Annotated in this window: 26 protein-coding genes; 12 read left to right on the top strand and 14 right to left on the bottom strand. The window is 65.1% G+C overall.

The features are described from left to right. Window positions 1-26 precede the first annotated feature (26 nt). On the bottom strand, window positions 27-716 hold the full coding sequence (locus tag ACP99_RS13375) for a 4-carboxy-4-hydroxy-2-oxoadipate aldolase/oxaloacetate decarboxylase (protein WP_049987083.1): 690 nt from the start codon (window positions 714-716) through the stop codon (window positions 27-29). Window positions 717-803: 87 nt separating this feature from the next. Here ACP99_RS13375 and ACP99_RS13370 point away from each other — a divergent pair, with 87 nt between their 5' ends. Then, the gene (locus ACP99_RS13370) at window positions 804-1814 is read left to right on the top strand and encodes a 2-hydroxyacid dehydrogenase (protein WP_049987082.1); all 1011 of its coding nucleotides are present in this window, start codon (window positions 804-806) and stop codon (window positions 1812-1814) included. A gap of 35 nt (window positions 1815-1849) precedes the next feature. On the opposite strand, the gene ACP99_RS13365 is transcribed toward ACP99_RS13370, so the two are convergent. Together ACP99_RS13365 and ACP99_RS13360 are read right to left on the bottom strand one after the other, a co-directional pair. Next, window positions 1850-3172 carry a glycerate kinase type-2 family protein gene (locus tag ACP99_RS13365; RefSeq protein ID WP_049987081.1) on the bottom strand — a complete coding sequence of 441 codons (1323 nt, stop codon included), beginning with the start codon at window positions 3170-3172 and terminating at the stop codon, window positions 1850-1852. A 61-nt stretch (window positions 3173-3233) separates the two neighbouring features. Continuing rightward, on the bottom strand, window positions 3234-3995 hold the full coding sequence (locus ACP99_RS13360) for a glucose 1-dehydrogenase (protein ID WP_049987080.1): 762 nt from the start codon (window positions 3993-3995) through the stop codon (window positions 3234-3236). Between the two features lie 202 nt (window positions 3996-4197). On the opposite strand from ACP99_RS13360, the gene ACP99_RS13355 reads away from it, so the two are divergent. After that, the gene (locus tag ACP99_RS13355; protein WP_197052454.1) at window positions 4198-5226 is read left to right on the top strand and encodes a TRAP transporter substrate-binding protein; all 1029 of its coding nucleotides are present in this window, start codon (window positions 4198-4200) and stop codon (window positions 5224-5226) included. A gap of 147 nt (window positions 5227-5373) precedes the next feature. Here the strand turns inward: ACP99_RS13355 and ACP99_RS13350 are convergent, their stop codons facing one another. Continuing rightward, window positions 5374-5817 (bottom strand): universal stress protein, encoded by a 444-nt coding sequence (locus ACP99_RS13350; protein ID WP_049987078.1) that lies wholly within the window; start codon window positions 5815-5817, stop codon window positions 5374-5376. A gap of 152 nt (window positions 5818-5969) precedes the next feature. Here ACP99_RS13350 and ACP99_RS13345 point away from each other — a divergent pair, with 152 nt between their 5' ends. Continuing rightward, window positions 5970-6929: an AEC family transporter gene (locus tag ACP99_RS13345; protein ID WP_049987077.1), complete on the top strand. Its 960-nt coding sequence runs from the start codon at window positions 5970-5972 to the stop codon at window positions 6927-6929. Between the two features lie 28 nt (window positions 6930-6957). Here ACP99_RS13345 and ACP99_RS13340 read toward each other — a convergent pair whose 3' ends face one another. Further along, window positions 6958-8256, bottom strand: a complete 1299-nt coding sequence (locus ACP99_RS13340) for a TRAP transporter large permease (protein WP_049987076.1) — start codon at window positions 8254-8256, stop codon at window positions 6958-6960. Further along, entirely contained in the window at window positions 8256-8729 is a 474-nt protein-coding gene (locus ACP99_RS13335; RefSeq protein ID WP_049987075.1) for a TRAP transporter small permease, read from the bottom strand. Before ACP99_RS13335 ends, ACP99_RS13340 begins: the two co-directional genes overlap by 1 nt. A 154-nt stretch (window positions 8730-8883) precedes the next feature. Between ACP99_RS13335 and ACP99_RS13330 the strand changes: the two genes are divergently transcribed. Continuing rightward, a complete protein-coding gene (locus tag ACP99_RS13330; RefSeq protein ID WP_049987074.1) occupies window positions 8884-9927 on the top strand; it encodes a zinc-dependent alcohol dehydrogenase in 1044 nt (347 codons plus the stop codon). 98 nt (window positions 9928-10025) lie between these two features. Here ACP99_RS13330 and ACP99_RS13325 read toward each other — a convergent pair whose 3' ends face one another. Continuing rightward, complete coding sequence (locus tag ACP99_RS13325; protein ID WP_049987073.1) at window positions 10026-10700, bottom strand: MBL fold metallo-hydrolase; 675 nt, start codon at window positions 10698-10700, stop codon at window positions 10026-10028. A gap of 597 nt (window positions 10701-11297) precedes the next feature. Here ACP99_RS13325 and ACP99_RS13320 point away from each other — a divergent pair. The 4 genes from ACP99_RS13320 to ACP99_RS13305 all read left to right on the top strand — a co-directional run bounded on the left by ACP99_RS13320 (window position 11298) and on the right by ACP99_RS13305 (window position 15125). Further along, window positions 11298-12068: an IclR family transcriptional regulator gene (locus ACP99_RS13320; RefSeq protein WP_049987072.1), complete on the top strand. Its 771-nt coding sequence runs from the start codon at window positions 11298-11300 to the stop codon at window positions 12066-12068. 318 nt (window positions 12069-12386) lie between these two features. Continuing rightward, on the top strand, window positions 12387-13526 hold the full coding sequence (locus ACP99_RS13315) for an amidohydrolase family protein (RefSeq protein ID WP_049987071.1): 1140 nt from the start codon (window positions 12387-12389) through the stop codon (window positions 13524-13526). A 2-nt stretch (window positions 13527-13528) separates the two neighbouring features. Further along, complete coding sequence (locus tag ACP99_RS13310; RefSeq protein WP_049987070.1) at window positions 13529-13909, top strand: Rieske (2Fe-2S) protein; 381 nt, start codon at window positions 13529-13531, stop codon at window positions 13907-13909. Between the two features lie 472 nt (window positions 13910-14381). Next, window positions 14382-15125, top strand: coding sequence for a type I 3-dehydroquinate dehydratase (locus ACP99_RS13305; RefSeq protein ID WP_049987069.1), 744 nt, complete (start codon window positions 14382-14384; stop codon window positions 15123-15125). A gap of 34 nt (window positions 15126-15159) precedes the next feature. Here ACP99_RS13305 and ACP99_RS13300 read toward each other — a convergent pair whose 3' ends face one another. After that, window positions 15160-15681: an amino acid-binding protein gene (locus tag ACP99_RS13300; protein ID WP_049987068.1), complete on the bottom strand. Its 522-nt coding sequence runs from the start codon at window positions 15679-15681 to the stop codon at window positions 15160-15162. 196 nt (window positions 15682-15877) lie between these two features. Here ACP99_RS13300 and ACP99_RS13295 point away from each other — a divergent pair, with 196 nt between their 5' ends. Continuing rightward, window positions 15878-17215 carry an aminomethyltransferase family protein gene (locus tag ACP99_RS13295; RefSeq protein WP_049987067.1) on the top strand — a complete coding sequence of 446 codons (1338 nt, stop codon included), beginning with the start codon at window positions 15878-15880 and terminating at the stop codon, window positions 17213-17215. Between the two features lie 87 nt (window positions 17216-17302). On the opposite strand, the gene ACP99_RS13290 is transcribed toward ACP99_RS13295, so the two are convergent. From ACP99_RS13290 to purB, 5 genes are all read right to left on the bottom strand, one after another. Further along, the gene (locus tag ACP99_RS13290; protein ID WP_049987066.1) at window positions 17303-17869 is read right to left on the bottom strand and encodes a DUF7110 family protein; all 567 of its coding nucleotides are present in this window, start codon (window positions 17867-17869) and stop codon (window positions 17303-17305) included. A gap of 176 nt (window positions 17870-18045) precedes the next feature. Then, window positions 18046-18387, bottom strand: coding sequence for a glutaredoxin family protein (locus ACP99_RS13285; protein ID WP_049987065.1), 342 nt, complete (start codon window positions 18385-18387; stop codon window positions 18046-18048). A 100-nt stretch (window positions 18388-18487) separates the two neighbouring features. Then, window positions 18488-19141, bottom strand: a complete 654-nt coding sequence (gene gfcR, locus ACP99_RS13280) for a transcriptional regulator GfcR (protein WP_049987064.1) — start codon at window positions 19139-19141, stop codon at window positions 18488-18490. Next, a complete protein-coding gene (locus ACP99_RS13275) occupies window positions 19125-20204 on the bottom strand; it encodes a glucose 1-dehydrogenase (protein ID WP_049987063.1) in 1080 nt (359 codons plus the stop codon). Before ACP99_RS13275 ends, gfcR begins: the two co-directional genes overlap by 17 nt. A gap of 63 nt (window positions 20205-20267) precedes the next feature. Then, window positions 20268-21659 (bottom strand): adenylosuccinate lyase, encoded by a 1392-nt coding sequence (gene purB / locus ACP99_RS13270; protein WP_049987062.1) that lies wholly within the window; start codon window positions 21657-21659, stop codon window positions 20268-20270. Window positions 21660-21827: 168 nt separating this feature from the next. Between purB and purH the strand changes: the two genes are divergently transcribed. Continuing rightward, window positions 21828-23429 (top strand): bifunctional phosphoribosylaminoimidazolecarboxamide formyltransferase/IMP cyclohydrolase, encoded by a 1602-nt coding sequence (gene purH, locus ACP99_RS13265; RefSeq protein WP_049987061.1) that lies wholly within the window; start codon window positions 21828-21830, stop codon window positions 23427-23429. A gap of 245 nt (window positions 23430-23674) precedes the next feature. Here the strand turns inward: purH and ACP99_RS13260 are convergent, their stop codons facing one another. Further along, window positions 23675-24112, bottom strand: a complete 438-nt coding sequence (locus ACP99_RS13260) for a universal stress protein (RefSeq protein ID WP_049987060.1) — start codon at window positions 24110-24112, stop codon at window positions 23675-23677. Window positions 24113-24225: 113 nt separating this feature from the next. On the opposite strand from ACP99_RS13260, the gene ACP99_RS13255 reads away from it, so the two are divergent. Beyond that, on the top strand, window positions 24226-25023 hold the full coding sequence (locus ACP99_RS13255) for an NRDE family protein (RefSeq protein WP_049987059.1): 798 nt from the start codon (window positions 24226-24228) through the stop codon (window positions 25021-25023). A 25-nt stretch (window positions 25024-25048) separates the two neighbouring features. Further along, window positions 25049-25402: a helix-turn-helix transcriptional regulator gene (locus ACP99_RS13250; protein ID WP_049987058.1), complete on the top strand. Its 354-nt coding sequence runs from the start codon at window positions 25049-25051 to the stop codon at window positions 25400-25402. The last annotated feature ends 192 nt before the right edge of the window (window positions 25403-25594 follow it).

Here is a 25594-nt window from a genome sequence, read left to right as displayed (position 1 = left end):
ACGCCGGATCCTCGAAGGCGCAGCCGTTACTGGATCGAGTCCTCGGGACCGACCACTTCGAGCTCCTCGAACAGCTCGTCGTAGCCGTTGCGCTCGAAGAGGTACGTCCCGTTCCGTATCTCCTCGCGGGTCGCGTCCTCGGAATCGAGCTTCTCGCGTGCGCGTTCCAGCACCCGCGCTGCACCCTCGCCGGGGATCACCGCGATCCCGTCGTCGTCGCCGACGACGATGTCGCCGGGATCGACGCTCACGCCGCCACAGGAGACCGTCACGTTCACCGAACCCGGATCCTGTTTGAGCGGCCCCTGCGGGTTCACGCCGCGACCGTAGACGGGAAAGTCCATCTCGGCGATCTCGCGGCTGTCGCGGTAGCCTCCGTCGATGACCAGCCCCGCGAGCCCGTTGGCCCTGCACGACTCGCACATCAGCTCACCGACGTGCCCGGTGTCGGTGTACCCGTCGCAGTCGATGACGAGGACGTCTCCGGGTTCGGCCATCGTGATCGCCTTGTGGATGATGAGGTTGTCGCCGGGCGCGGCCTTGACAGTGATCGCCGTCCCGGCCATATCGACGCCGTCGGCGGCGGGTTTGATCCCGGCATCCATCGTGAGTCCGACGTTGCCGGTGACGTCGGAGACGATCGTGCTCGGGATCTCCTCGAACGCCTCGACGGTTTCGCGGTCCGGTCGCTCCACGTCGTGCTCGATTGCGTGCATACGCCCGAGGATGCCGATCGGCTACATTAAGCTACTGATCGACGCGGGAGACCAAACGATATGTCGCCGCGACGCCCATCGGGAGTAATGACCGACAATCCGACTGTCTACGTGACCCGGACCATCCCCGAGGTCGGCCTCGACCGACTCCGCGAGCGGTTCGAGGTCGTCGTCCGAGACGAGAAACTGCCGCCGACGAAGGACCACGTCGTCTCCCGGCTCGCGGAACTCGACGCCGAGGGGCTCGTCTGTCTGCTCTCCGACGAGATCGACGCGGCGGTCCTCGACGCCTCCCCGGACCTCTCGGTGGTCAGTACCTTCTCCGTCGGGTGCGACCACGTCGATCTCGCTGCCGCCAGCGCCCGCGGGATCGCCGTCGGCCACACGCCCGGCGTGCTCACCGAGACGACGGCCGACCTCGCGTGGGCGCTGTTGATGACGTGTGCGCGCCGAACCGTCGAGGGACACGCCTACGTCGCCGACGACGAGTGGGAGACTTGGGGGCCGACGCTCCTCACCGGTCCGGACGTCCACGACGCGACGCTCGGGATAATCGGGCTCGGAAACATCGGAACGGCGACGGCGAGGCGGGCCGCCGGGTTCGATATGGACGTGCGCTACAGCGGCCGCTCGCGGAAGCCGGAGCGGGAGGACGAACTCGCCGAGTTCGGGATAGACGCGACCTACGTCGACCGCGACGAACTGCTCGCCGAGAGCGACTTCGTCTCGCTGCACGTGCCGCTGACCGAGGCGACCGCCGGCCTCGTCGACGAGGCGGCGCTTCGTCGGATGTCCGAGGACGCGATCCTCGTCAACACGAGTCGCGGCGAGGTCGTCGACACCGACGCGCTCGATGCGGCGCTGGCGACGGGAGAGATCGCCCGCGCCGGGCTTGACGTCACGGATCCCGAGCCCCTTCCGGCGGATCACCCGCTCTTGCGGCACGCCCCCGAACGACTCGTGGTCACGCCGCACATCGGGAGCGCGAGCACCGAAACGCGAAACGAGATGGCCGAGATGGTGGCGGCCTGCACCGAAGCGGGGATCGACGGCGAACCGCTCCCGCACTCCGCGCTCCGGGATGCGGGGATGGAGTGAGAGAGTGCGGCGATCGAAATCCATCGCCGACGTATTCACTCGATGACGAGCAGGACACGCAGGTCGTTGACGTTGGTGCCGGTCTGCCCGGTGAACACGAGCGCGTCGCGCTCGTCGAGGTAGTCGTAGACGTCGTTCTCGTTCAGTCTCGCGCGCGCCTCTCGGCGGTCCTCGACGGTCTCGTGATCGACGATCGCGCCGGCGGCGTCGGTCGGGCCGTCGATCCCGTCAGTGTCGACGGCGCAGAGGGTGGCCTCCTCGGGGAGCTCGATGGCCGCGCCGAGAGCGAACTCCTGGTTCGGGCCCCCGACGCCGTCGCCGCGGATCGTGACCGTCGTCTCGCCCCCGGAGAGGACCGCGGCGGGCGGCGAGACGGGATTGCCCGTCTTCCGGATCTCCTCGGCGATCGCGACGTGGGTCAGGGCGGCCTCGCGGGCCTCACCGCGCACCGACGAAGAGAGGACGAGCGGGTCGAACCCGGCGTCCGCACAGACCTCCCGGGCCGCCTCGAGGGCCGTGAAGTTGTCGGCGACGACGTGGGTGGTGACGGTCTCGAAAGAACGGTCGTCGGGCCCGGGCGTGTCGTCCAACTCGCCCGCCGCACCGCGTTCGAGGCGTGTGCGCACCGACTCGGGGGCGTCTACGTCGTACTCCGAAAGCACGTCCAGCGCGTCCGCGTACGTCGTCGAGTCCGGCGAGAGCGGCCCGCTCGCGACGACCGAGACGTCGCCCCCGCTGACGTCGCTGAAGACGAGGCCGACGGTCGTAGCCGGCGCGAGCGCACGGGCGAGTCGGCCGCCCTTTATCTCCGAGACGTGCTTCCGAACGGCGTTGATCCGATCGATGGGCGCGCCCGAGCGGAGCAGGCCGTCTGTGAGCGACTGCAGATCGTCCAGCGGGACTCCCTCGACGGGAGCGGCCAAGAGTGCGCTTCCGCCGCCGGTCACCGCGACCAGCGCGAGCGTGTTCTCGTCGCTCGCGCGCGCCCGGTCGAGAACGCGTCGCGCGCCGTCGACGTTCGCCTCGCTCGGAACCGGGTGCGTCCCGACGACTGTCTCGATCGGTCCGGCCGGTTCGGGGTCGTCGGTGACGACGACGCCGCCGTCGAGGCGGTCGCCGAGCAGTTCCGAGAGGAACGCCGCGACCTGCCCGGCGGCGTTGCCGCCCCCGAGGACGACGACCTCGTCGTAGGCGGACAGCTCGTACTCGTCACCGCCGACGCGCAGCGTCTCGCCCTCGAGGTCGATCGCGCGCGAAAGCACTGCTCGCGGCTGTGCGGCTTCGATGCCGGCCTCGACGGCGTCGAGGGCGACCCCGTGAGCCGGGCGTGCGTCCCGCGTGGCGTTCCGGTCGATCATATCGGGTACTCGCCCGGCGTGGTATAAACACTCACGAAGCGCGCGGACGGATCACCGCCGGTCACGGTTGCAGGAGGAAGCCCCCCTCGACCGGGAGCGCGACCCCGGTGATGCGCGAGGCGAGGTCCGAACCCAGGAACAACACCGCGTTGGCGAGCTCTCGGGGGTCGGCGCGGCCGGGCATCGCCTCGGCGATCTCGTAGCGATCGGTCGTGTCCGGTCGCTGGCGCGCCACGCGGTCCTGCATCGAGGTGGACACGATACCCGGGAGGATCGCGTTCACGCGGATCCCGTCCTCGGCGTACTCCATCGCGGCGGCTCGGGTCATCCCGTTGATCCCCGCCTTCGAGGCGCTGTACCCCGCGCGACCCATTATCCCGGTGGCGCTGGCGACCGAGGAGGTGCTGATGATCGAGCCGCCCCCGTCGGCCAGCATCGCCCGAATGCCGTACTTCATTCCGTAGAACGTCCCGCGGAGGTTGACGTCGACGACTCGGTCGAAGTCCGCAGACTCGTACTCAGCGAAGTCGGCGAGGGCTCCCTCCGTTCCGGCGTTGTTGAACAGGACGTCGAGCCCGCCGTACCCCTCGACTGCGGTCTCGATCATCCGCTCGACGTCGGCTTCCGACGACACGTCCGTCCGAACGTACGTCGCCTCGCCGCCGTCGTCGACGATGTCCTCGACGGTTCCCGCCGCGCCCGCTTCGTCGATGTCGGCGACGACGACGCTGGCCCCGTGCTCGGCGTACGTCTTGGCCGTCGCCTCGCCGATTCCCGAGGCGCCGCCGGTGACGACCGCTATCTTCCCTTCGACAAGCATCACGAGCGTCCCGACCTCGCTCGGGTATTTATATATTGTGATCCGTTCACGAAGGGTGCAGTGTGCCGTGACAGTGAATATACTGTCCCATACAACACAATCTTTATTACTAATTAACCAATTTCGTTGAGATATGGCTCGTAAGCACAAGCCAGCGTCACGTCGAAGTGTACTGAAACGCGGGGGTCTCGCGCTCGGAGTCGGTATGGGACTCGCCGGATGTATGGGCGGCAACGGCGACGGCAGCGGAGACGGCGGCGGAGACAGCGACGGCGACAGCGGCGGTGCGACGACCAGTAGCGGCGGTGGCGGGGAAGAACTCGACATCACGTTCGCGACGACGCAGCCGCCGGAGAACATCTCCGTGCAGACGGCACAAGAGCACTTCATCGACGTCATCGAGGAGGAGACGGACGGCCGGATCTCCGTGAACCTCGAGGCGGCGACGCTCGGTGGGACCGAGGACAACCTCGACGCCATCGAGGCGGGGACCGTCGACATCCTCCACGAGAGCCCGACGGCGCTCTCCCAGCGGTTCTCCTCGGAGTACTCCTTCGCGGGCGACCCGTTCGTCATCGAGGACATGGAACACTACCGAGCGGTGAACGAGGAGTTCCTGATGCCCGAAGACGGACTGAACGGTATCCTGATGGAGAACGGCATTCAGCTCGGTCCGGCCTTCTACGTCGGGAACCGCTGTTTCACCAGCAACAAGCCGGTCACTAGCCCCGAGGACGTGCAGGGGCTGAAGCTCCGTCTCCCGCAGTACGAGACGTGGACGGCAGTCTGGGACGAGATCGGCGCGGACGTCACGCCGGTGGCCTACGACGAACTGTACTCGGCGCTGCAGACGGGCGTCGTCGACGCCTCCGAGGGCCCGATCTCGCAGTTCCTCTCGGTGAGCCTCTACGAGGTGCAGTCGCACTTCAGCGTCACGAACCACCTGCTGGACACGAAGCACTTCCTCTACAACAGCGAGTTCTTCGACGGGCTGAGCGACGAGGACCGCGAGCTCATCACGTCGACGGCGAGCGACGCGGTCGAGGCGATGACCGAGGACATCAAAGCCGAGGAGGAGTCGCTGTACGAGCAGGCCCGCGAGGAGGATACGACCGTCGTCACGGCCGACGAAGTCGACCGCGACGCGTTCGTCGAGGCCGGACAGCCTGCCCTCGACGAACTGTCCGAGACCAACTGGGCCGTCGACATCGCAGACATCCAGGATCTCGCGTAATCGTCGTCGCGCCGACGACAACCGAGAACCGCCTTCGCCATTCTTTGCGCACTCGCTCGCAGGAGCGTCGACAGGTCGTACGCGATCGGCCCACACGCTACTGTCGTCTCCTTCGACTCCAGCAGTCCTCGAGCCGGGTGGGTTGGGCTACTCCTCGGAGGGCTGCACTCGCAGCGAGACCACCGGACAGTTCGCGTTCAACAGCACCGACTGGGCCACGCTCCCGAACAGCATCTTCCCGGTCTGGCTCCGCTGTCGGGGGCTGACGACGATGTACCGCGCGTCCGTCTCCTCGGCGTACGTGACGATCTCGCTCGCCGGGTCGCCGATGCGACCGACCGCCGTCACGGGGGCGTCGAACGCCTGTTCTTCGAGCAACTTCGACGCGAACGCTGCGGCCCGTTCGCGGAGATCCGAGACTGGGATCCCCTCGCCCTTCCCGACGCTGTCTTCTTCGGCGTGGATGGCCTCCGATCGCTTCATCACGTGCAGTGCGTGTACCTCGTCGTCGAACCGGTCGGCCAAGGTGTCGGCTTCCTCGAGTACGGCACTCGCCTGAGCGGATTCGTCGACTGCTGCCACAACAACCATACTGCTCCGTTGAGGCTCATCACTCATATAATTTTACTGGGAAACGAGCGATAGTGCGGTGCGCGGCAGGTCGCTCGCTCGCCGGAGTGGATTCGATCCGACGTGTCGCAGACGGTACCGTTTTTACCCCGCGCGAGCGACTGCCGACAACGATGGCCGCTACGTTGTCGATCATCACGTCGTCTATCCTCCCGATTTTCCTGATTCTCGGGGCCGGGTTTCTGTTGAACAGGGTGCAAGACGTCGACCCGGGGCCGCTCAACACCCTATCGCTGTTCGTGTTGACGCCCGCGCTCGTCGTCCACAGCATCACCCTCTCCGATCTCGGGGCGGACGCGCTGCTGAAGGTGACCGTGGGCGTGCTCGGGTTCGTCGCGGCGCTGCTCGTCGTAGCGCACCTCTACGCACGGATCAGTGGGAAGGGAGGGATGGCACAGAACGCCTTCGTCCTCGTCGCCGTCTTCGGCAACACCGGCGCGCTCGGCATCCCGCTCGCGGACTTCGCGTACGGCGACGTGGGCCGCCAGACGGCGGTGCTCTTCGCGGCGGTCCACGGAGCGCTCGTGTTCACCATCGGCCTCCTGATCGCGCTGCGGTCGGGCGAGCAGTCGGGGTACGGGGACCTCAAGCGCGTGTTCCAGTACCCCCTCGTGTACGCCGTCGGACTCGCCGTCCTCGTCCGCACGGCGGGGCTCGTTCCGGCGGCCGACTCCGCACTGATGGAGACGGTCGGCCTCGTCGGCGAGTCGTCGATCCCGGTGATGCTTCTCATCTTGGGGATCCAACTCTCTGAGACCGAATACGGGGGCGCGCTCTCGACGACGGTCACGCCGACGCTCTTTCGATTTCTGGTCTCCCCGCTCGTCGGCCTCGCGATCGCCGTCGCCCTCGGGTTTCAGAACAGCGCCGTCGCGGAGGTGTTCGTACTGCTGACCGCGATGCCGGTGGCGGTGGCTCCGATCATCTTCGTCGTCGAGTTCGCCGACGAGCGGACCGTCGCCGGCGTCACGCATCCGGAGTTCGTCTCCGCGAACGTATTCGTCACGACGCTCGTCTCCATCCCGGTGTTGACGGTGGTCGTCGCGCTGTTGAAAACGGGGCTCGTCGTCTGAGCGATCAAAAAAACCCCGACGTCGTCGCTCAGAGCAGGCCGAACGCTTCGGGGAGCGCGAGCGACAGCTCCGGCACGACGATGATCGCTAACAGCACGATCAAGAGCGGGAGGTAATACGGCAGCATCGACCGCATGACCTTGTCGAGGGACTCGTCGGTCACCCGTTCGAGCACGAACAGGATCAGCCCGAACGGCGGCGTGATCAGGCCGTACATCAGCGCGACGACCATCACGATCCCGAAGTGGACGGGGTCGATGCCCAACTCGGGGTACAGCGGGACCAGCATCGGGACCATGATCAGGAGCACCGCCATCCCCTCCATGAACGTCCCGAGGACCAACAGCACGAGCGCGAGAAGGAGCATCGTGACCACCGTGCTGGCACCGAGCCCCGTGATGATGTTGCCAATGAGGTCCGGGATGCCGGCGAGCGTCAGCCAGTAGGCGTAGAGGTTCGCGAACCCGAAGATGACGACGATGCTCGCGGTGTCCTCGAACGTGTCCTTGCTCACCTCGTAGAGGTCCGACAGCGTGATCGACCGGTAGTAGAAGAAGCCGAGGAAGATGGCGTAGACGACGGCGACGAGAGCGGCCTCGGTGGCGGTGAACACGCCCGCGAGGATGCCGCCGATGATGATGAGCGGGGCCATCAGCCCCGGGAGGGCCTTGACGAACGACTCGAACAGCCGCGAGAGGTCGTAGGAGCCCTCTTTCGGCCAACCGCCCTTGCGAGCGAGGTAATACACCGTTCCGGCCATCGCGAGCGCCATCAGCAGTCCGGGGACGATGCCGGCGATGAACAGCGTCCCGATCGACTCCTGTGCCAGCACCGCGTAGACGACGATGGGGATGCTCGGCGGGATGATGGGACCGATGATCGAGGACGCGCCGGTGATTCCCACGGCATCGTCGCCGTCGTACCCGTTGTTGGTCATCGCCTCGTACTCCACGCTCCCGATCCCTGCGGCGTCGGCGACCGCAGAGCCACTCATCCCCGAGAAGATCAGACTCACGACGACGTTCACCTGTGCGAGCCCGCCGCGGATCGGCCCGACGAGTTCCGTGGCGAAATTGAACATATCGTCCGTGATACCGGTGATGTTCATGATCCGACCGGCCATCAGGAAGAACGGTACGGCGAGGAGCACCCAGGAGTTCATCCCGGCCCAGAAGCGCTGGGTGATGACGATGAAGTTCAACTCGGGCCCGATCGGCAGCATCATGATCAACAGCACCGTGAGCCCCAGCGAGTACGCCGCGGGAACGCCGATTCCGTACAGTACCATCAGCAGCCCGATGAAGGCGACGAGGAGTACTTCCGACATTATGTCCCCCCGATGATGTCACCGACGCGCTGTTTCGTGTCGGTCAGGACCACCACGAACAGGGCTGCGGACGCCGCCCCGAAGAGGAGGTACCCCCAGCCGACCTTGAACCAACTGATCAGCGGGAGCCCGGTGTCGCCGGCCGTCTGCGCGGCGAGATAGGCGGACCAGACGAGAACGACCGAGAAGAACGCCATCAGGACGTTTCTGACGAGTAGCAGTTGATCGGTGCGCGAGGTGACCCGTCGGAGGACGGGCAGAAACGAGATGTCGGCGTCGTTCTTGAACAGATACGGAATCGCGATGATCGACAGCATCGCGAGGGTGGTTCTGGCCACCTCGTACGTCCACGGAAGCGACGCGGGCAGATCGATATACCGATTGAGTACTTGGAGGAGACCGACCACCAGCATCACGTTCAGCATAATGACGCCGACTACGACTGTGATTCTGTCGAACCAGTCCGATGCCATAGGCGGGTAAAAATCACCAACGATCATAAATCCTTTGCAAAGGTTATCAGCACCCGTTTCGCCCGGTAAACGGTGCGGTTTTGGTGTCGTTCCGTTCGGCGACTCGGACCCCGATTTCCGAAAGGTTATAATATAAGAGTTGTCACCACTCCGTATGCGCGGACTAGCTAAGACAAAACGCGAGTCCGGGAGTATGGAACTCGTCGACGTCGAACGGCCGGTGCCCGGACCGGAGGAGGCACTCGTCGAAGTGGACTACGCGGGCCTCTGCGGTAGCGACGCCGGGATCTACCAGTTCAAACCGGCGTTCGAGCGGATGACGCCGCCGACGATCATCGGTCACGAGTACACGGGCCGAGTGGTCGAAACGGGCGCGGCAGTCACCCGGTTTTCCCCGGGCGACCGCGTCGTCGAGCGGCCGATCAGAAGCTGTGGGGAGTGCTATCAGTGTCAGATCGGGATGGAGAACATCTGCGAGAACATCGAGCTGACGGGGATCGACCACGACGGAGCCTACGCCGGGTACATCGCCGCTCCCGCCGACTCGCTGCAGTCCGTCCCCGACGACGTCGACCCGCGGCACGCGGCGCTGGCGGAGCCGACTGCCGTCTGCACTCGCGCGGTGATCGAGAACTCGCGGGTCGGTGCCGGCGACACCGTCCTCGTCGCCGGTCCGGGCCCGATCGGACTGCTCACCGCACAGGTCGCCGACGCCCAGGGCGCGACGGTCACCGTCGCGGGCATCGGTCCGGACACCACCTACCGCCTGCCGCTCGCCGAAGAACTCGGCTTCGAGGCGGTAAACATCGAAGAGACGGATCTCGACGCGTACCGCCAGGAGGCCACCGACGGAATCGGCTACGACGTCGTCTTCGACACCACCGGCCACCCCTCCGGGCTCTCGACGGCCGCCGGGGCGGTCCGAAAGGGCGGCCAGATCGTCCTCGTCGGTCAGCCCGGCGAGGCGTCGCTGGACTACACCCCGATCGTCCGCGCCGAGGTCGACCTCCAGTGCTCCTACAGCGCCCTGTATCGGGATTTCCACGACGCGTTCCGCCTGATGTCGAGCGGCGATCTGGACCACGAGACGTTCCTCGACGATCGATTCAGCCTCCTCGATCCGGACGCGGCGTTCGAGGCGTTCCTCGCCGGCGAGACCTGCAAACCGGTCTTCGACGTCTCCGTTCTGCGCGAGTAAATTCGGCCGTTCGACGGTCTCCGGTTGTCGACAAAAGCGAGTGCCGTTCGGACGACGACTGTTCGGTGAGTCGACGCCTCTCGTTCAGAAGCCCGCAGTCAGTCGTTCCGCGGATCCCACTCGTTCCACTCGCGCTCGACGAGGTAGTCGTCGAGCTTTCCTTTCGGATCCTCGAAGACGTGCGACCCGTGGAAGACCAGAAGCGTATCGAAGTCGTGCCCGAGCAGGTTGTAGAGGTTCAGTTCCGCGTCCGCGTGGTTGTCGTTGAACAGCGCCGGCGGCGGGAGCAGGTAGCCCGCCGGCAGCCCGCCGCGGTCGGAGCCGTCGAGGACGTCTCCGGAGATGAGGATGCCGCGGTCCTCGAGGAGCAGCGCGGAGGTCGCCTCGGTGTGGCCCGGGACCTGAATGACGCGGATGTTGCCGTCGAGGACGTCGCCGTCTTCGTAGGCGACGTCGGGTTCGACGTCGAGACCGGCCTCCTCGAAGTGCTCGTAGAGCTTCGACTCGTCGGCCGGCATCGCGAGTTCGGGGTCGAACGCCTCGATCACGTGTGCGAGGCCGCCGTGGTGGCCGTGGTCTCCGTGCGTGAGGATGACCCGGTCGACGGTCCCGTACTCCTCGCGGAGCGTCTCGACGAGTTCCTCGCCGTTCTCGTCGAACGCGGTGTCGACGAGCGTGATCTGTCCTTCTTCCGGCATATCCTCCAACACGAACACGCGGACGTGCTCGAACTGTATCTGGTCGATTCCCTCGACGACGTTGCTGACGCTCATACGCGTTCGAAAGTCGGTTCGTTCGTCAATTAATTCTGTCGGTCACGACAGACATCGCGCTGACGAAGCGCCTGCTGAGGCGGCCTGTCGATTCCCGCGCTATCGTTCGACCAGACAGTCACAGGGTACCAACCGTCGGTGCGTTTCGACAACTTCGGAACGAACTCGCGACGCAACCCGCCGAATCAGGAGCGGATCGGCCTGCGGACGCGCACAGTCAGTAGAACCGTCACTGAAAGCCTCGTACTGACTGTTTGGGGCACCGGGAATCGAGAATTTCCACCGTCGGCCCGAACGTTGCCGGTGTCGGCCCGAACGGTATCGCTGTCGGAGACTGTTTCAATACTATTGGAGACAATACGGCGAAACCACGCCACTATGTTTCCTATAAAGCGTGTACTTTTGTTATACTGGTGCACATACTAGCTAATATCTTTCAACTACGTTGAAACCGCACTAGTCATACTTCCAAGGTTCGGAGTGACCGCGCCTCCATCGTGACTGTCGATCGGACTCGCTAGGGTCTGTACGTCCGCAGGTGAGAACCGGATGGTGTATAGCGAACGTTTATTACCGTCATAGCGAAATAGCGCGCTGATGGAGCAACCGAGTCCGCCGAAACGAACGATCAACGGTGCGATGCGAGCCTTCGACGTCGTCGCGACGGTGCGGGAACTCGATGGGGCGACGTTCACCGAGCTGACCGCCGAGGTCGACGTCTCCGAGAGCACGCTCTACGATTACCTGACGACGTTGACGTACCTCGGATATCTGTCGAAGGACGACGACGGCACGTATCGGCTCAGCCTCCAGTTCTTCGATCTCGGTGCCTCGGCGCGTGAGCGGTTTCCAGTCTACCAGCAATCCCGCGCGACGCTGTCGGAGACCGCCGCCGAGAGCGGGGCCGCCGTCTGGTTGATGGTCGAGGAAGCCGGGAGAGCGGTCTACCTAGCCCGCGAGTTGGGAGAGCGATCCGTCGAGACCCACGAGCGACTCGGGAAGCACGAGTATATGCACTGCTTGGCGTCGGGGAAGGCGATGCTGGCGTTCGCCCCGGAATCGCACGTCGACGAGGTCGTCGAACGCCACGGGCTCCCCGAGCGGACCCCCGAGTCCATCACGACGCGGGAGGAACTCGACGCCGAACTCGATCGCATCCGCTCGCAGGGATACGCGATGAACGAACACGAGACAGCGGAGGGGGTCTCCGCCGTCGCGGCACCGATAACAGCGAACGAGCGGGTGCACGGGGCCGTGGCCATCGCAGAACCCACCGCGAGAATGCAGAACGACGATCACCGCGAACGGATGATCGAACTGGTCACGACCGCCTCGAACGAGATCGAACTCAAACTGACGTACGAGTGAGTCCCTTGAGGTCGACCACTAACATAGGTACAGTTGTTATTTTCGGGACATCGTTCGATAGCAGCATTACTTCGATTATTCCAAATCACCAACAGTTATCGGTAGGCGACCACTATCTTCGAAAAATAACCGTTTGGCCTTGCGCTCTGTTTATGTACTCGCGTACATCTTAGATTTTCTGAGTTATTCGCGAGTCAAGTTTTCGTCGGGCGAATCGATCACTTTCGAACTATCGAAGTTGGATCATCCGCCGAGCCGGTTACGCAGCCGACTGGTAGCGGGGAAACCTTTACGGTCTTTGAATCCACGACTGGTAGTATGGAATCATCGATACGTCGATTAGACTCGAATGCCGAAGTCCCCGAGGAGGCGTACGACGTGGACGTCGTAGACATGGACTTCCACGTCAACCCGCTCGAAGAGGATCTCCGTCCGTACGTCGAGGACGAGCGCGCGCTCGACCGCCTCACGACCGAGTTCGGGATGTGGCCGATCCCGGACAAGTGGGACGCGGCGTACGCCATCTCGGAGGGGAACGAGGGGCTGTTCACTCAAGGACGGGCGGAAACCGCCGAAGACGTGGAGGAAGCCTGCGCGAAGTTCGCGATCGATACGCCGATCGTGAACTGCGCGCTGAACATGCTGCCGCAGCAGCACCACCCGGTCCTAAAGAACGCGGTGCTGGAGGCCGGAAACTCCTATATGCTCGATCACTTTGTCGACGAGGACGTCCCCACCGCGCTGTCGATCTCGAAGTGGGACGTCGACCACGCGCTCGACGAACTCGATCGCTGGGGCGACGAGGACGGGGTCGTGGCTGCCTACAGCTGGTTCGACCCGCGCGAGCCCTGGGGCGTCGAAGCGTTCGATCCGGTCTTCGAGAAGTTAGAGTCGCTCGGACTCCCGCTCTTGCTCCACGGCTCGCTCGCGTTCTGGCCGCAGCACTCCTACATCGGCGACGAGATGTTGACTTGGACCGAAGTGCTGGGGTTCGACTGGCCGATTCACGGGATGGTCAACGCGGTGAACATGATAATGCGAGGCGTGTTCGACCGCTACCCCGATCTCGACGTCGTCTTCCAGGAGGCCGGCCACTGGTGGATGCCGTTCGTGCGCTACCGGATGGACGAGTTCTACGAGATGCACCCCGAGGACGTCCAGATCACGCCGCGGAAGTTCGCGGACGGCGAGCACTACCTCGAACGACCCCCGAGTGAGTACCTCCGAGACAACGTGTACGTCTGCACCCAGCCGTTCGCGCTGCCGCGACGGGCGGGAGAGGCGCGGAGTATGCTGGATCTCAGTATGGCCGAAGACACCTTCCTCTACTCGTCGGATTGGCCCCACCAGACGCTCGACCCGCCGACGTGGTTCTTCACGAACCGGGCCTTCCGCGACGACGAGTCGCTTCGAGACGCCATCCTGCACGAGAACGCCGAGGAGATCCTCAGGTTCTGACGATGACAGAGCAGATCACCATCGACGGCGACGAGTACACCAAAGTCGCCGAGACCGACGACATCGAGACCAATCGCGGTATCGCCGTGGACGTAGACGGCATCGAGATCGCCGTGTTCAACGCGGAGGGCGAGTTCTACGCGATCAGCAACCGGTGTGCACACCAGAACGCGCCGATGTGCAAGGCGGGCGAGAAGAAGATCAACGCCGAGCACACGTGGACGGAGTCCCGAGGCGGGGTCAACGCCGAAGAGTGCACCGTCTCCTGTCCGTGGCACCTCTGGGAGTGGGACCTCCAGACGGGCGAGAACGAGGCGTCGGGACAGCGAATCGCGACGTTCGACGTGACCGTGAGAGACGGGGACGTCCTCGTCCGGATCTGACGGCGACGCTGTCGCGCTTTTCAGAGACGTTCGTTTGGTCGACAGCGGAGTCATATCACCCGTTCTAAATGCCGGTGCCGCTCGGATCGATAGCACGTCTGCTCGATTCTCGCAAGTATGACTGCATCTACGACCGTCGTTCGGTGGGGCAGTATGTCGCTAGCCAGCCCAAAGAAATATAAGAATGATAGAATGAATTTTTATTTTATGAAATTTTAATTTAGAAATATAATTAAATAGATATTCCAGAATAGTGGCTTATTTACTCTAAAGTGTTTAGAATTAGGCGAAAAATAACCGATATATGCTAGATCTCATACAATAGTATATTCGCTATTTATCTATATTCTATTACTTTTCTAGATAACAGACAGAATTTTTATCTTTTTGTCTTGGCACTTCAGTCGGTAGGAAGTCGAGGGGTTCGGCGGGATAACCAACTTTATATGCGCCTGAATGTTACTCCGTGACAATGAAGATCGACGACTTCGCTCTCGCGGCCACGACAAACGACCTAACACGAGAGCAAGACGCCCGGGAGGCGGCGGACATCGTCGAGTTTCGAATCGACAAGGCGGTGGACCCGATCGGACAGCTCGAATCGTACGACGGCGAACTCCCGATCATCGCGACGAATCGGAACCAGTGGTTCGGCGGAAAGGCGAAAGACAACGGGCGCCTGGATACCCTCTTTGCGGCGTCGCGCTTCGACAGCGTCGCGTACGTCGACATCGAGCTAGAGACCGCGCGAGCGAAGGAGTGGATCCTCGAGGAGTTCCGCGACAACGACGTCGGCCTCATCATCTCCCATCACGACTTCGACTCCACGCCCGAGAAAGAGATCCTGACGGCGATAATCGATCAGTGCGCACACTACGGGGACGTCGCGAAGGTCGCGACGTACCCGCAAGATCTCTCGGACACGCTCGTTCTCCTCTCGGCGCTGCACGAAGCGACGCAGTCGGGCATCGACGCTGCCGGAATCGCGATGGGCGAAACCGGGAGCCACACCCGCGTCGTCGGTCACATCTACGGCTCGAAACTCGGATACGCCCCGCTGTTGGACGACGACAGCGACTACGCACCCGGACAGATCTCGCTCGGCAAACTCCGCGCGCTCGTCGAGGCCACCCGGATCGACGGGACGAAGCTCGAACGGATCGAGGCGGTCGAAGACGACGTCTCCGTCCCCTCGGAACTGACTCTCCCGAACTAGTCCGTCCGCTGCGATCGTCGATCGATCGACGCAGTCAACTCGCGAGCGGTTCGATGAGCCGGAGCTCCTTCTCGTCGGCGACGGCGCGGAGCTTGTCGAGAACCGCTTCGCTCGCCCCCTTTTCGGCCGCGATCGAAATCCGCGCGCTCGAGACGTTCGCGGTTCCCTCGGGAGCCGCTAGCGAGAGGTCCGTCACGGAGGCGTTCGCCGACTCCTGGATCCGAGAGAGCGTATCGGAGAGGTCGGTGTCGATGACGTGCCCCGAGAGAATCACCGTGAGCCCCTCGCTGTACCGTTCGGTCCCCGCCTGGATGACGTTGATTCCGGCCTCGCGAAGCCCGTCGATGATGCGTTCGAATCGAGCCGGAGTGGCCTCGACGTCGACCTCGACGGGGATGTGCCCGCGCGGGGTGACGTTACCCCGCTCGTGAAAGATCGACAGGAGGTTGCCGCCGTTGTCCGCGATCGGGCGGAGCGATCGGAGGAGTTCGCCCGGCTCGTCGACTAACTCGAGGCGGAGCGTGTACGCACGGACGTCGGTCTCTACGTCACTCATCGGTCGATCGGCCCCCGGTCGACGCGTGCATATCGATACCAACCCGCGGAATCGAAATAAAAATACTGTCGACTCCCGCGACTGAGCGCTGATGATCGACGGTAGCCAGAACGGCAGCGACGAACAACCGGAAACCGAGTAAATCAATTTTTGTAAAGAATTATCTCCGTATGCACCCACTGGCGGACGTACACACATGTCAGGCACGACGCTACAGGACGCACTCGACGACGCCGACAGCCCGGTCGACCTGCTTCGCGACCTCGGACTCGCGCGGTTCACCGACCTGCCGGACGAGTTCACCCACTGGATCGAAGAGCAGCGCGCGTGGGCCGAGAGCGTCGCGTTCGCCGATCAGTCCTACCACATGACGGACCTGCGGATCGACGGAACCGACGCGATCGACCTCTACTCGAAGTACGCGGTCAACAACTTCCGGGAGTTCGACGTCGGGCAGGCGAAACAGCTCGTCGTCGCCAACCCCGACGGCTACCTCATCGGCGACGCGATCCTCTTTCGGGAGGCGGAGGACTCCTTCCTCAGCGTCGGCGCGGCGGCGGCGCACAACTGGCTGCTGTATCAGGCCGAAACCGGCGACTACGACGTCGAAACCGAGTACCAACCCCGACCGGTCGGGACCGGGAAGGACCCCAACAACTTCCGGTATCAGGTACAGGGCCCGGACGCGGTCGCGGTGATGGAGGAGGCCGTCGACGGCGAGATCCCCGACCTCGGCTTCTTCCGCTTCGAGGAGGTCACCGTCGACGGCAACGAGATGTTCCTGCTGCGTCACGGGATGGCCGGCGAGGCGGGCTTCGAGTTCTGGGGCGACTGGGACGACGCCGACGCCGTCCGCGAGGCGATCCTCGAGGCGGGCGAGGAGTACGGCATCCGCCGCCTCGGCTCGAAGAGCTACCAGAGCGCCAACACCGTCCTCGGGTGGCTCCCCCTACCGGTGCCGGCGATCTACACCGGCGAGGAGATGGAGGACTTCAGGGAATGGCTCTCGCTGCGCCGCGGGCTCATCTCGATCGGCGGCAGCTACGACTCCGACGACATCGAGGACTACTACGTCACGCCGATCGAGGTCGGGTACGACCACATCGTCGACTTCGAGCACGACTTCGTCGGCAAGGAGGCCTTAGAAGCCGAGATCGACGACCCCGACCGAAAGAAGGTCACGCTCGTCTGGGACGACGAGGACGTCGTCGACGTCTTCGCGTCGCTGTTCCGCGAGGGGGAGACGGCGAAGTTTATGAATATGCCCGCGCCGCGCTCGTCGGCATGCCACTACGACGAGGTGAAGAAAGACGGCGACGTCGTCGGCGTCTCGAAGTGGATGAGCTACATCTACAACCACCGAGAGATGCTCTCGTTGGCGCTCGTCGACACCGAGTACGCCGAACCCGGAACCGAGGTCACGCTCACGTGGGGCGAGGCCGACGGGAGCCGAAACGACAGCGTCGAGCGTCACGAGAAGACCGAAATCAGCGCGACCGTCGCGAACGCGCCGTACAAACAGGATCGGCGGTAAGCGAGAATCGGTCCGGCGGCGACTCCGCGCCGCCGACACGTCGCAGGAGGTCGTCGGGACCGCGCCGCGGCGGAGCCGTTAGCGGCCTCAATCGGAGATGAACTTGTTGTCCCGCCAGTTCACGCCGTTGGAGCCGTTCTCGTTCTTCGAGGGATTCTCGACGACCTCGATGCTCGCGGGGCGCTCTTCGCCCTCGACGATGCGGTGGGCGGTGAGTTCGCCGTCGAGCTCGGTGATCGCGGTGAGCGTGCCCTTCTCGGCGAGCAGCGCGATCTCCCGGAGGACGAGAAACATCGGGTACTGCAGCGCGGTGTTCTGCAACACCGTCTCGCGGTCGCCCTTGAAGCAGGCGAACTCGACGAGTTCGGAGGGAATCTCCTCTTCTTCTTCCTCCCAGCGCGGCGCTCCTGCCCGCGGCGGTTCCTCCTCGTAGACGCGATTCTCCGTGATGGACGCTTTCAACTGCGCCGTCGGGGTGTACTTGCTCAGGTTGTCCTCGGCCGCGACGGCCTTCAGAATGAGCGTGTTGTTCCGACGGGTCACCTCGACGTCCGTGACCTCGGGGGGCAGGTCCGGGTCACCGTTCAGGTACTCTTCGACCTCTTCGAGGGGCAGTTCCAGTGTCGAGTGAAGTCGGTATACGCGGCCTGACATAGTTGTTGTGGATGGTACCCGTACGAGCCGGACGCAACGGGACGCCGGTACCTGCGTTATGGTAGGCACCGGGGGCTTATAGGGTCTGCTCTTTGGCTCGTCTCGATAGCGGTCGATGGAGGCGGTCGCGTCGCTCTCGGCCGCCCCGGCGCGTGCGCCACAGCGGCTGGTCGCCGTCAGCCCTGCAGCGTCGCTTCCAACTCGCCGCGCTCGTCGAGTTCCGCGAGGATGTCGCTGCCGCCGACGAACTCGCCGTCGACGTACGTCTGCGGGATCGTCTCCCAGCCGCTGTGGGCTTCGAGCGCGCCGCGGAACTGATCGAGCGCGGGCAACACGTCGATCGTCTCGAACTCCTCGACGTACTGGGAGATGAGGTTCACCGCGCGCTGGGAGTAACCACACTGCGGCATCAGGCGGTTCCCCTTCATGAACAGGACGACGTCGTTCGACTCGATCGCGTCGTCGACTCGCTCCTGTACCTCGTCTTCGCTCAGATCCGCACCGGGCTGGAACGTCATACACCCTCGTACGCGACCGTCGGTGAAATGGATTGCGTCGGCGTGCGAGGCACCGGGAGTCGCCGCCGGGCCCCGACAGAAGCGCGAACGGGACTAGGATTCACTCGTTGCCGACGCGGACGACGTCGATGAGCGAGTACACCGGCACGCCCTCGATCTCGTCGACGCCCTGCTTGTCGACGATGACGACGCAGGCGACCGGGTCGCCGCCCTCCTCGCGGATCGACTCGACCGTCTCCCGCATCGTCGTGCCGGAGGTGATCGTGTCGTCGACGACGTAGCACTCCCTGTCGCGGATCTGCGCGAAGTTCCGCGAGAACGACCCGCCGAGCTCCTCGATGTCGCCCTCCTCCCACTGGTGCTTCGCCGGTGCGTACGACCCGAGGTCGGTGTCCAGTTCCGTCGAGACGACCGTCGCCAGCGGCGCGCCCGCCTTCTCGATGCCGATCGTCAGGTCGACCTCTTCGCCCTCCTTGACGAGGAGGTCCGCCATCGCCCGACCGACGTGCGACAGCTGTCGGGAGTCCCGGCCGATCGCGCTCCAGTCGACGTGGATGTCGTGCGGGCCGCTCCCGTCGTCGGTGTCGGCCGCGACCGGCTCGGGCGCGGGTTCGTGGTCCTCGGTGCCGCTCCGTTCGACGAGCCAGCTCGCCGTCTCCCGGGAGACGTTCAGCTCGTCGGCGATCTCGCCCTTCGAGAGACCCCGCTCGGCGAGTTCCGCCGCGCTCGAGATGAGGTCATCGACGTTCTTCATACGCGCTGAATTGGACGGCTGTTTTTATAGTCGTGTCGTCGTCGACGAACGCCGCCTCGAAGTCGTCGAGACCGTACACGCCGGAGACCATCGCGTCGGTGAACCACGCTGGGAGGCCGTCGAGAGCCGCGGCCGCGGCCTCGAAGTGCCGCACATTCGAGTTGACGCTGCCGACGAGCGCCTTGTTGTGGAGGACGAACTCCCTGTGCAGCGCGCCGCCGTCGATCTCGAACTCCCACTGGCCGGGGACGCCGAGCAGCGCGCCGACGCCGTTCGGCGCGAGCGCCTCGATCGTCTCGAAGGCGTGTCTGGCGTAGCCGGTCGCCTCGAAGATCAGGTCCATCGGTTCGTAGGCGTCGGCGACCTCCGAGAGCGGCGTCTTCCGGGAGTCGACGTACGTCGCGTCCAACCCCTCGATGACGTCGATCGTCGGATCGGGCCGGTCGCGGCGGCCCAGACAGTAGAGACGGTCGTAGTCGGCCCGTGCATCGAGCAGCGCGAGCGCGAGCAGCCCGAGGCTCCCGTTCCCGAGTACCAGCGCGGACTCCGGTTCCCACGTGAACGAGGACCGGGACGCGGCGGCGAGTTCGAGCGCCTTCTCGGCGATCGAGAGCGGTTCGACGAGAAAGCCGAGGTCGGCGACCGAACGGGGGACGGAGACGAGGGCGTCTCCGGGACTCGTGAAGTACTCGGCCATAAACCCGTGTGCCCCCTCGATGCCGCGTTCGTAGTACGCGCCTGAGGGGGCCATATCCTCCTCGCCGCGCTCGAAGTACGCGTTCGTCTCCCCGGGCGGGCGGCGGATGGTGGGAACGACGACGTCGCCCCGGTCGAACCGCGTGTCCCCGGGCTCTTCGACGACGCCGACAGCCTCGTGACCGAGAACGAGGAAGTCCTCGCCGTCCGGGAAGCTACCGTGGCCGCCCGCGATCACTTCGTGGTCGGTCCCGTCGATGCCGACCCGAAGCGTGCGGACCAGCGCCTCGCCGGGCGCGGGGTCCGGCCGCGGGATGTCGACGAGAGTCGGTCGTGTCGTCCCGCGCTCGACTGCGATGGCCTGCATACACGGAGGTATGCCCCCGACGATAAAAGATTTATTCTGTTTTGAGTTAATTATCTACCCGCGTCACGGATCGACCTCGTCGACGAGTTCGTCGCCGAGGCCGACGTACGTCGCCGGCGAGAGCGCGCGTAACTCGGCTTTCACCGCGTCGTCGACATCGAGGTCGGCGAAGAGGTCGCGGAAGTCTTCGAGCGTGACGTTCCGCCCCCGCGTGAGGTCCTTGACGCGCTCGTAGGCGTCGGTGTCGCCCTCTCGACGGAGAATCGTCTGGACGGCCTCGCCGATCAGTTCGGGGTGAGCGTCCAGTTCCTCGCGCATCACCTGCTCGTTCGGGACGACCTTTCCGAGCCCGGTCTCGGCCTTCCCGTAGCCGATCAGACAGTGGGCGAACGCCGCGCCGATGTTCCGCTTGACCGTCGAGTCCGAGAGGTCGCGCTGGAGGCGGGACGTCGTCACGTAGTCCGCGAGGAACGTCAGATCCGAGTTGGCCTTCGAGAGGTTGCCCTCGCTGTTCTCGAAGTCGATCGGGTTCACCTTGTGCGGCATCGTCGAGGAACCGGTCTCGCCGGCGTCGGCCTCCTGGCCGAGATAGCGGTTCGAGACGTAGAGCCAGACGTCGCGGTCGAGGTCGACCAGCACGTTGTTGACGCCGCGGAGCGCGTCGAACAGCGCTGCGAGGTCGTCGCAGGGGTTCACCTGCGTCGTGAGCGCGGTGTGTTCCAGCCCCAGATCCCCGACGAACGACCGGGAGAACGATCGCCAATCGACGTCCGGGTAGGCGGCGACGTGAGCCGCGTACGTGCCCGACGCGCCCGCGAGTTTCCCGGAGAGGTCGCTCGCGGCGCCGTCGACGCGTCCCATCGCGGTCCCGAGCCGAGCGGCGTAGACGGCCATCTCCTTGCCGAACGTCGTCGGCGTCGCGGGCTGACCGTGCGTCCGAGCCATCATCGGCGTGTCTCGGTACTCGTGGGCGAGGTCGACGAGTTCGTCACGGACGGACGCGAGCGCGGGCAGCAACACCGCTTCGACGGCGGGCTTGACGAGCAGTCGGTGCGCGAGGTTGTTCACGTCCTCGGAGGTCAGCCCGAAGTGGATCCACGGATGGACCCGCTCGTCCGTCTCCGTCCGCAGGAAGTACTCGACGGCCTTCACGTCGTGGTTGGTCGCGCTGTACCCCGCCGCTCCCTCGGTTTCGAGGCGCTTGATGAGCCGCGCGTCGTCGCCGTCGAAGTCGTCGACGACCGCGCGGAGGTCGCCGCGCTCGGTTTCGGAGAGCGACAGCGGCGTCGCGTCGAGGTCGTCCAACGCGAGCAGGTATTCGACCTCGACGCGCAGTCGCGCCCGCATCAGCCCCGCCTCGCTGGCGTAGGGGACGAGCGGTTCGGTTCGGCCCGCGTATCGCCCGTCGAGCGGGGATACGGCGGCGAGTGGGTCGGAGCGGGAGAGATCGTCCATACGCGGACACTCCCCGAGGCGCTAAAAAAGCGTGTCGATGGCGAGACTCACTTCCGTGCATAGAACACGACGGTTTCGTGCCGTTCGTCGAAGAATCTATCCGCGATTGTGTATATAAGGGTCGGAGAGACCGCAACTGACTTACTGTCTGCGCGAGGGATACCGCGTATGACCAAGATTGCCGGTCTGGCGAGCAATCGCGGACGGAATCTCCGACACATCGACGACAGCCGACCGGGCGGTGCCGAACTGGCGGTCGTGCTCTCGAACCACGAGGGCGCGCCGGTCCTCGACGCCGCCGCCGAGCGCGGGATCCCGACGGAGGTCGTCGAGCGCGGGGCTGACGAGTCCCGCGAGTCCCACGAGGAGCGGGTTCTCGACGCCCTGTCGAGTTACGACTTCGACCTCGTCTGTCTGGACGGGTACATGCGGATCCTCACGGAGACGTTTCTGGACGCGACGCCGACGACGCTGAACGTCCACCCGTCGCTGCTCCCCTCGTTTCCCGGCGACGACGCCCACGAGCAGGTGATCGAGGCGGGCGTCAGCGTCACCGGTTGCACCGTTCACGTCGTGACCGAGGAGGTCGACGCCGGACCTATCGTCACCCAGGAGTCGGTCCCGGTGTACGCAGACGACGACGTCGACTCGCTGAAGTCACGCGTCCTCCACGACGCGGAGTTCACCGCCTATCCCCGGGCAGTGAGGTGGTTCTCCGAGGACCGACTCACCGTCGAGGAGCGCGAGACCGACGACGGAACGGCGCTGACCGTCGAGGTCGACGGCGACGACGGGGGCGACTTCCCCGAGCGCCGCGTCGTCTCCGACGACCGCCGCGCGTCGCTCCGCTACGGGGAGAACCCCCACCAGCCGGCCGCGGTGTACGCCGACGCCGCGACCGACGAGGCGAGCGTCGTCGACGCGCCGCAGCTCAACGAGGGCGCGAAGGGGCTGTCGTACAACAACTACAACGACGCCGACGCCGCGCTGAATCTGATAAAGGAGTTCGACGACCCGGCCGCCGCGGTCATCAAGCACACGAACCCCGCCGGCTGCGCGACGGCCGACACGCTGGCGGACGCCTACGTCGACGCGCTCGCGACCGATCCGATGAGCGCCTTCGGTGGCATCGTCGCTCTCAACCGCGAGTGCGACGCCGCCACCGCCGAGGAGATCGTCGACTCGTTCAAGGAGGTCGTCGTCGCGCCGAGCTACACGGACGCGGCGCTCGACGTGCTCTGTTCGAAGGACGACCTGCGAGTCCTCGCGGTCGGCGAACTGGACGAACGGACGGACCGGTTGACGGAGAAGCCGCTGGTCGGCGGTCGACTCGTCCAAGAGCGCGACCGCTGGGCACCGACCCGGGAGGACGTCGAGGTCGCGACCGAGACCGAGCCGACCGAGGAACAGTTGGAGACGATGCTGTTCGCGTGGAAGGTGCTCAAGCACGTCAAGTCGAACGGCATCGTCTTCGCCGACGGCACCGAGACCGTCGGCGTCGGGATGGGGCAGGTCTCCCGCGTCGACGCCGTGAAGCTCGCGGCGATGAAGGCCGAATCCGACGCCGAGGGCAAGAGCGCCGAGGGGGCCGTGATGGCTTCGGACGCCTTCTTCCCGTTCCCAGACGGCGTCGAGGAGGCCGCAGACGCCGGTATCGAGGCCGTGATTCAGCCCGGCGGATCCGTCAACGACGAGGACGTGATCGCCGCCTGCGACGAGCGCGGGATACCGATGGTGTTCACCGGGCGGCGGTGCTTTAGACACGACTGAGCGAAGCGAAGAAGAGTCTAAAGCTTGCGGCGCCGCAAAGCGCTGCCGCAGCTATCGCTCGGAGGGAGGGGCGAACAGTCGGCACCCGCGTCGGCGACGCCGCCGTCTCAGCGTAGTCGCCGCTCCCCGCGCCGACGTGCCGAGCAACCGCAGACCGACGCGGGGCGTCGTTCAACGCACGCGGGGTGTGGCCCCGCCTTCGGATATAAACGCTCGCCGGCGCGTCGGCGACGTCGACGACGCCGTTACTCGTCTTGCATCCGAACGACCAGAATCGGCTTGTCGGTGTTCTCGACGACGCGTTCGGTGACGCTGCCGAGGTTCGCGAGCTTGTCCTTCCCGGATCGACCGTGCGTCCCCATCACGATCAGGTCGATCCCGTTGTCCTCGGCGTATTCGAGGATCTCGCGGTACGGGATCCCATCGCGAACGGTCGTCGTGAAGTCGACGCCCGCCTCGTCTGCGGCCTCGGCGACGCGCTCGACCGCCGACTGGGCGTCCGCCTCCATCGTCTCCTTCAGTTCCGCCTTCTGATCGTCGCCGGCGGCGAGGTAGAGCCGCCGGTCCATCACGGACAGCGCGTGGATCGTCGCGTCCCGCGTCGAGGCGATGTCGAGCGCGTGTTCGAGCGCCTGCATCGTGCCGTCGCTGCCGTCGGTGGGAACGAGTACGTCGTCGTACATCACAGAGCCACCTTCGTCCGGCACCCTCTTGAACGGTTTCCCGGTTCCCAGCGGACAGCGACGGCCCTGCCGCGGGCCGAGGGTATATTTCGCCGTCGCACCAAGGCTCGCTCGTGTGCACACTGACGCTAGCGTGGCGCGTCTTCGCCGACGCGCCGGTCGTCGTCGCCGCGAACCGCGACGAACTGCTGGATCGGGAGTCGGAGCCGCCGGCCGTCCGCGACGGCGACCCGGCGTTCGTCGCGCCGCGGGACGCCGAAGCGGGCGGGACGTGGATCGGCTACAACGAGGCCGGCGTGTTCTGCGGGATCACGAACCGCTGGGTCGACGTGCCCGACGGCGGCGAACGTTCTAGGGGGTTGCTCGTCCGCGACGTGCTCGAAACCGAGAGCGCCGACGAGGCCCGACGCGTCGTCGAGTCCGCGGTCGAGGCCGACACGTACGACGGATTCAACCTCGTCATCGCCGAGCGAGGGGCGGCGCAGGCGGAGACTGCTGGGGCCAGCGAGATCGATGCGACCCCCCGCGCCTTCCTCTTCGAGTGGGACGGCGAACTTCGGATCCGCGAACTGGACCCGGGCGTCCACGTCGTCGTCAACGTCGGCGTGGACGGGGAGAACTTCGGTCCCGAAGGGCACCCCGAACGCGGAGCCGAGCAGGCGAGAAACGCCGAGCGCGTTCGCGACGCGTTGGAACCGCGGGAGGGAGACGGACCCGCGGCGTGGCGCGACCGCGCCGCCGACGTCCTCGCGGATCACGACTACGGCGTCTGCGTACACGACCCCGAACGGCGCTTCGGGACGCGGTCGTCGTCGTTGGTGACGCTGTACGCCGACGGGACGGGAGACTTCGCGTTCGCCGACGGCCCGCCCTGTGAGACGCCGTTCCGACCGGTCGAAAGTCACATTTAAACGACTCGCGGGCGTCGAAGCGAATATGAGCGTAGCCGCCGCCGAAGCGGACCTCTCGGAAGACGAGCGCGAAGCGCTGGAACTCATCCGAGAGACCGGAGGGATCCACCAGAGCGACTTCTGGAAGGAACTCGACATCTCCTCGCGGAAGGGGAGTCGAATCGCCGAGAAACTGGCCGAACTCGGCCTCATCGAGCGCGAGGATACGGTGTACGACGGCCACAACACCTACCACCTCGAGCCCGCCGCGCGCGACCTCGACTTCTCGCTGCTGATGGCGGGCGACATGCTCTCGCCGTTCATCGGCGAGGAGGAGGTCAACCACAACAGCGACGCCTTCTCGCAGTGGCTGATGAACCTCGCCTACGAGGAGTACTGAACGCCGAGCGTCGGCGTCGACGCCGACCCGCGAACGCCGGATCTGGGACATTCTCGCGGCCGTTCAACGCTGAGACGCCGGTACAGCGTCGGATGCCCGATCCTCACGGTGAGAACGGGCGACTCGCTACGGGCGAAGACGGAGTGCTGAGAACGCGGGACGCCGTCGAGACAGCAACCGAGGCGGTGGCGG

Source organism: Halobellus rufus (assembly GCF_000739575.1).
In the GTDB taxonomy this organism is placed as follows: Archaea; Halobacteriota; Halobacteria; order Halobacteriales; family Haloferacaceae; genus Haloquadratum; species Haloquadratum rufum.
The sequence above is the reverse complement of the archived record's forward strand: the minus strand, read 5'-3'. Positions and strand labels throughout refer to the sequence as shown.

What these genes read in the sequence shown, in the direction of transcription:
- ACP99_RS13340 (WP_049987076.1), bottom strand. Translation starts at nt 8,256, where the DNA reads ATGTCGGAAGTACTCCTCGTCGCCTTCATCGGGCTGCTGATGGTACTG.
- ACP99_RS13350 (WP_049987078.1), bottom strand. Translation starts at nt 5,817, where the DNA reads ATGGTTGTTGTGGCAGCAGTCGACGAATCCGCTCAGGCGAGTGCCGTA.
- ACP99_RS13370 (WP_049987082.1), top strand. Translation starts at nt 804, where the DNA reads ATGACCGACAATCCGACTGTCTACGTGACCCGGACCATCCCCGAGGTC.
- gfcR (WP_049987064.1), bottom strand. Translation starts at nt 19,141, where the DNA reads ATGAAGAACGTCGATGACCTCATCTCGAGCGCGGCGGAACTCGCCGAG.
- ACP99_RS13375 (WP_049987083.1), bottom strand. Translation starts at nt 716, where the DNA reads ATGCACGCAATCGAGCACGACGTGGAGCGACCGGACCGCGAAACCGTC.
- ACP99_RS13305 (WP_049987069.1), top strand. Translation starts at nt 14,382, where the DNA reads ATGAAGATCGACGACTTCGCTCTCGCGGCCACGACAAACGACCTAACA.
- ACP99_RS13335 (WP_049987075.1), bottom strand. Translation starts at nt 8,729, where the DNA reads ATGGCATCGGACTGGTTCGACAGAATCACAGTCGTAGTCGGCGTCATT.
- ACP99_RS13285 (WP_049987065.1), bottom strand. Translation starts at nt 18,387, where the DNA reads ATGACGTTCCAGCCCGGTGCGGATCTGAGCGAAGACGAGGTACAGGAG.
- ACP99_RS13275 (WP_049987063.1), bottom strand. Translation starts at nt 20,204, where the DNA reads ATGCAGGCCATCGCAGTCGAGCGCGGGACGACACGACCGACTCTCGTC.
- ACP99_RS13320 (WP_049987072.1), top strand. Translation starts at nt 11,298, where the DNA reads ATGGAGCAACCGAGTCCGCCGAAACGAACGATCAACGGTGCGATGCGA.
- ACP99_RS13310 (WP_049987070.1), top strand. Translation starts at nt 13,529, where the DNA reads ATGACAGAGCAGATCACCATCGACGGCGACGAGTACACCAAAGTCGCC.
- ACP99_RS13290 (WP_049987066.1), bottom strand. Translation starts at nt 17,869, where the DNA reads ATGTCAGGCCGCGTATACCGACTTCACTCGACACTGGAACTGCCCCTC.
- ACP99_RS13300 (WP_049987068.1), bottom strand. Translation starts at nt 15,681, where the DNA reads ATGAGTGACGTAGAGACCGACGTCCGTGCGTACACGCTCCGCCTCGAG.
- ACP99_RS13295 (WP_049987067.1), top strand. Translation starts at nt 15,878, where the DNA reads ATGTCAGGCACGACGCTACAGGACGCACTCGACGACGCCGACAGCCCG.
- purB (WP_049987062.1), bottom strand. Translation starts at nt 21,659, where the DNA reads ATGGACGATCTCTCCCGCTCCGACCCACTCGCCGCCGTATCCCCGCTC.
- ACP99_RS13260 (WP_049987060.1), bottom strand. Translation starts at nt 24,112, where the DNA reads ATGTACGACGACGTACTCGTTCCCACCGACGGCAGCGACGGCACGATG.
- ACP99_RS13345 (WP_049987077.1), top strand. Translation starts at nt 5,970, where the DNA reads ATGGCCGCTACGTTGTCGATCATCACGTCGTCTATCCTCCCGATTTTC.
- ACP99_RS13355 (WP_197052454.1), top strand. Translation starts at nt 4,198, where the DNA reads ATGGGACTCGCCGGATGTATGGGCGGCAACGGCGACGGCAGCGGAGAC.
- ACP99_RS13325 (WP_049987073.1), bottom strand. Translation starts at nt 10,700, where the DNA reads ATGAGCGTCAGCAACGTCGTCGAGGGAATCGACCAGATACAGTTCGAG.
- ACP99_RS13250 (WP_049987058.1), top strand. Translation starts at nt 25,049, where the DNA reads ATGAGCGTAGCCGCCGCCGAAGCGGACCTCTCGGAAGACGAGCGCGAA.
- ACP99_RS13315 (WP_049987071.1), top strand. Translation starts at nt 12,387, where the DNA reads ATGGAATCATCGATACGTCGATTAGACTCGAATGCCGAAGTCCCCGAG.
- purH (WP_049987061.1), top strand. Translation starts at nt 21,828, where the DNA reads ATGACCAAGATTGCCGGTCTGGCGAGCAATCGCGGACGGAATCTCCGA.
- ACP99_RS13330 (WP_049987074.1), top strand. Translation starts at nt 8,884, where the DNA reads ATGCGCGGACTAGCTAAGACAAAACGCGAGTCCGGGAGTATGGAACTC.
- ACP99_RS13365 (WP_049987081.1), bottom strand. Translation starts at nt 3,172, where the DNA reads ATGATCGACCGGAACGCCACGCGGGACGCACGCCCGGCTCACGGGGTC.